This is a genomic window from Arthrobacter sp. HMWF013, assembly GCF_003061105.1.
GTDB lineage: Bacteria > Actinomycetota > Actinomycetes > Actinomycetales > Micrococcaceae > Arthrobacter.
The window spans coordinates 1-3,106 of the sequence record NZ_QAIQ01000498.1 but is presented as its reverse complement, the minus strand read 5'-3'; the positions used below and the strand labels follow the sequence as shown (position 1 = coordinate 3,106).

The window sequence follows — 3,106 nt, the reverse complement described above, 5'->3', positions numbered from 1 at the left end:
GCTGTGGCGTCGGCAGGAGTAGTGTTTTACCGAGTGGAGAACAGCGTGGCCGGCGCGCGTTCCGGCAGCGGGAAGGGGCAGGGATGACACTGATCCGCAGGGTCGCACTGCTTTCCCTCCACACCTCCCCCATGGAGCAGCCGGGCTCCGGCGACGCCGGCGGAATGAACGTCTACATCCGGGAACTGGCATCAGCACTGGCCGAGACCGGCGTTCAGGTGGAGATTTTCACGCGCGCCACGTCAGCCAAGCAGCCCGCCGTCGAGCATCCGGACCCCGGCGTGTGCGTGCATAATGTGCTGGCCGGGCCGTCGCGGAAGATCCCCAAGGAAGAACTGCCCGAGCTGCTGCACAGCATGGTGGCCGAGATCGAGCAGATCCGCCGGCGCCAGAAACACGGCCGGTATGACATCATCCATTCCCACTACTGGGTGTCCGGGATCGCCGGCCTGGAACTCTCCGAGCTCTGGGGCGTTCCGCTGGTCCACACCATGCACACCATGGCCAAGGTCAAAAACCTCCTGCTCGAATCCGGCGAGAAGCCCGAGCCGCGGCGGCGGGAGGAGGGCGAGCACCGGATCGTCGACGGCGCGGCACGCCTGATCGCCAACACCACCGCCGAGGCCACAGAACTCGAATCCCACTACGGTGCCGATCCCGACCGGATTGATATCGCGCCGCCGGGGGTGGACCTCGGCACGTTTACCCCCGCCTTCCGCTCGCGGTCCCGGGCCGAACACGGGGTGCCGCCGGAAACTTTCCACATCCTCTTCGCCGGCCGGATCCAGCGACTGAAAGGACCCCAGATCCTCCTTAAGGCCGCCGCCAAGCTGCGGTCCCGGCGCCCGGACATCGATCTCCGGATCACCATCCTGGGCGCGCTGAGCGGCAACAAGGATTTCAACCTGCACCAGCTGATCACCGAGGCGGGAATGGACGACGTCGTCACGCACCTTCCGCCGGTCAGCGCACCGGTGCTGGCGTCCTGGTTCAGGGCGGCCGACGTCGTGGTGATGCCTTCCTACAGTGAGTCCTTCGGCCTGGTGGCGCTCGAAGCCCAGGCCTGCGGCACGCCGGTGGTGGCAACCCGGGTGGGCGGTCTCTCGCGTGCCATCAGCCACGGCCGCACCGGCCTCCTGGTGGACGGGCACCACGCCTCGGACTGGGCAGATGCGCTCGAGGCCATGTACGACGACCCTGCCACCCGCGAGGTCATGGGGCTCGCGGCGGCCATCCAGGCCCAGAACTCCGGCTGGCAGCACACCGCCGCCCTGACGCTGGAAACGTACCGGGCCGCCGTCGACGACTTTTCGGGGCGCAGGCTGAGCACCGCCGTCTCTGCTGTCCCGTCCCACCCTGCCGTTCCGAGTCCCGTGCCCAACGATTTCTAAGCCAAACAGCCGCTGTACCCGACCAAAGGACAAGGATGTCTGAACGGAATACGCTTACTGACCTCGAGATCGCACGGCAGGCTACCATCCGGCCGATCAAGAAGATCGCGGCGGCCGCCGGCATCAACGAGGCTGCGCTGGAACAGTACGGGCGGTACAAGGCCAAGATCGACCCCGCGCGGCTCGAGGCGCCCGCGCCGGCCGGGAAGGTGGTGCTGGTTTCGGCGATGTCGCCCACCCCCGCCGGTGAGGGGAAGTCCACCACTACCGTGGGTCTGGCTGATTCGCTGGCCAGGTTGGGCCACAAGGTGATGATTGCCCTGCGCGAACCCTCGCTCGGTCCTGTCCTGGGCATGAAGGGCGGCGCAACAGGCGGCGGCTACTCCCAGGTGCTGCCCATGGACGAGATCAACCTGCACTTCACGGGTGATTTCCACGCCATCACCTCGGCCAACAACGCCCTCATGGCGCTCGTGGACAACCACATCTACCAGGGCAACCAGCTGAACATCGACCCGCGGCGGATGACGTTCAAGCGGGTCCTGGACATGAACGACAGGGCGCTCCGCGAGGTGGTCATCGGCCTCGGCGGACCCACCCAGGGCGTCCCCCGGCAGGACGGTTTCGACATCACGGTGGCCTCCGAGATCATGGCCGTCTTCTGCCTCGCCGAGAACCTTGCCGATCTCCGCGAGCGCCTGGGCCGCATCACGTTCGGCTACACCTATGACCGGACGCCGGTCACGGTGGCGGACCTCGGCGTCCAGGGCGTGTTGACCCTCCTGCTCAAGGAGGCCATCAAACCGAACCTGGTACAGACCATCGCCGGGACCCCTGCGCTGGTGCACGGCGGGCCCTTCGCCAACATCGCGCACGGCTGCAATTCGCTGATTGCAACCCAGACGGCACGGCGGCTCGCGGACATCGTGGTCACCGAGGCCGGCTTCGGGGCCGACCTCGGAGCGGAAAAGTTCATGGACATCAAGGCGCGGGTGGCCGGGCTGGCGCCCTCCGCGGTGGTGGTTGTTGCAACGGTGCGGGCGCTGAAGATGCATGGCGGCGTGCCGGTGGACCGGCTCCGCGAACCGGACCTCGAGGCGCTCCAGGCCGGGGTGGCGAATCTCCGGCGGCATGTGCACAACGTCGAGAAGTTCGGCGTGACCCCGGTGGTGGCCATCAACAGGTTCTCGTCCGACACCGAAGAGGAGCTCAGCTGGCTGCTGGAGTGGTGCGCGGCGGAGGGTGTCCAGGCCGCGGTGGCCGATGTCTGGGGCCGCGGCGGCGGCGGGGACGGCGGCGACGAACTGGCAGCCAAGGTGGCGGCCGTGGTGGCAGCGCCGAACAGTTTCCGGCACCTGTATGCGCTGGATCTGCCTGTGGAGGAGAAGATCAGGACCATCGCCCAGGAGATCTATGGTGCCGACGGCGTGGACTTCTCCGTTCCTGCCCTGAAACGGCTGGCCGACATCGAAAAGAACGGCTGGACCGGGCTGCCCGTCTGCATGGCCAAGACCCAGTACTCCTTCAGCGACGAGGCCGCCAGGCTGGGCGCGCCGAAGGGCTTCACCATCCACGTGCGCGATCTCATCCCCAAGACCGGCGCAGGCTTCATCGTGGCGCTGACGGGTGCGGTGATGACCATGCCCGGCCTGCCTGCAGCCCCGGCCGCGATGCGCATGGACGTGGACGACTCCGGCAACCCCGTAGGCCTCACC

At 67.5% G+C, this 3,106-nt stretch carries 2 protein-coding genes; both read left to right on the top strand.

The features are described from left to right. Positions 1–83: 83 nt before the first annotated feature. On the top strand, positions 84–1,391 hold the full coding sequence (gene mshA, locus DBR22_RS17645) for a D-inositol-3-phosphate glycosyltransferase (protein ID WP_108600091.1): 1,308 nt from the start codon (positions 84–86) through the stop codon (positions 1,389–1,391). A 35-nt stretch (positions 1,392–1,426) separates the two neighbouring features. Beyond that, positions 1,427–3,106, top strand: a 1,680-nt coding sequence (locus DBR22_RS17640) for a formate--tetrahydrofolate ligase (protein ID WP_108600090.1), incomplete at its 3' end; no start/stop codon positions are given.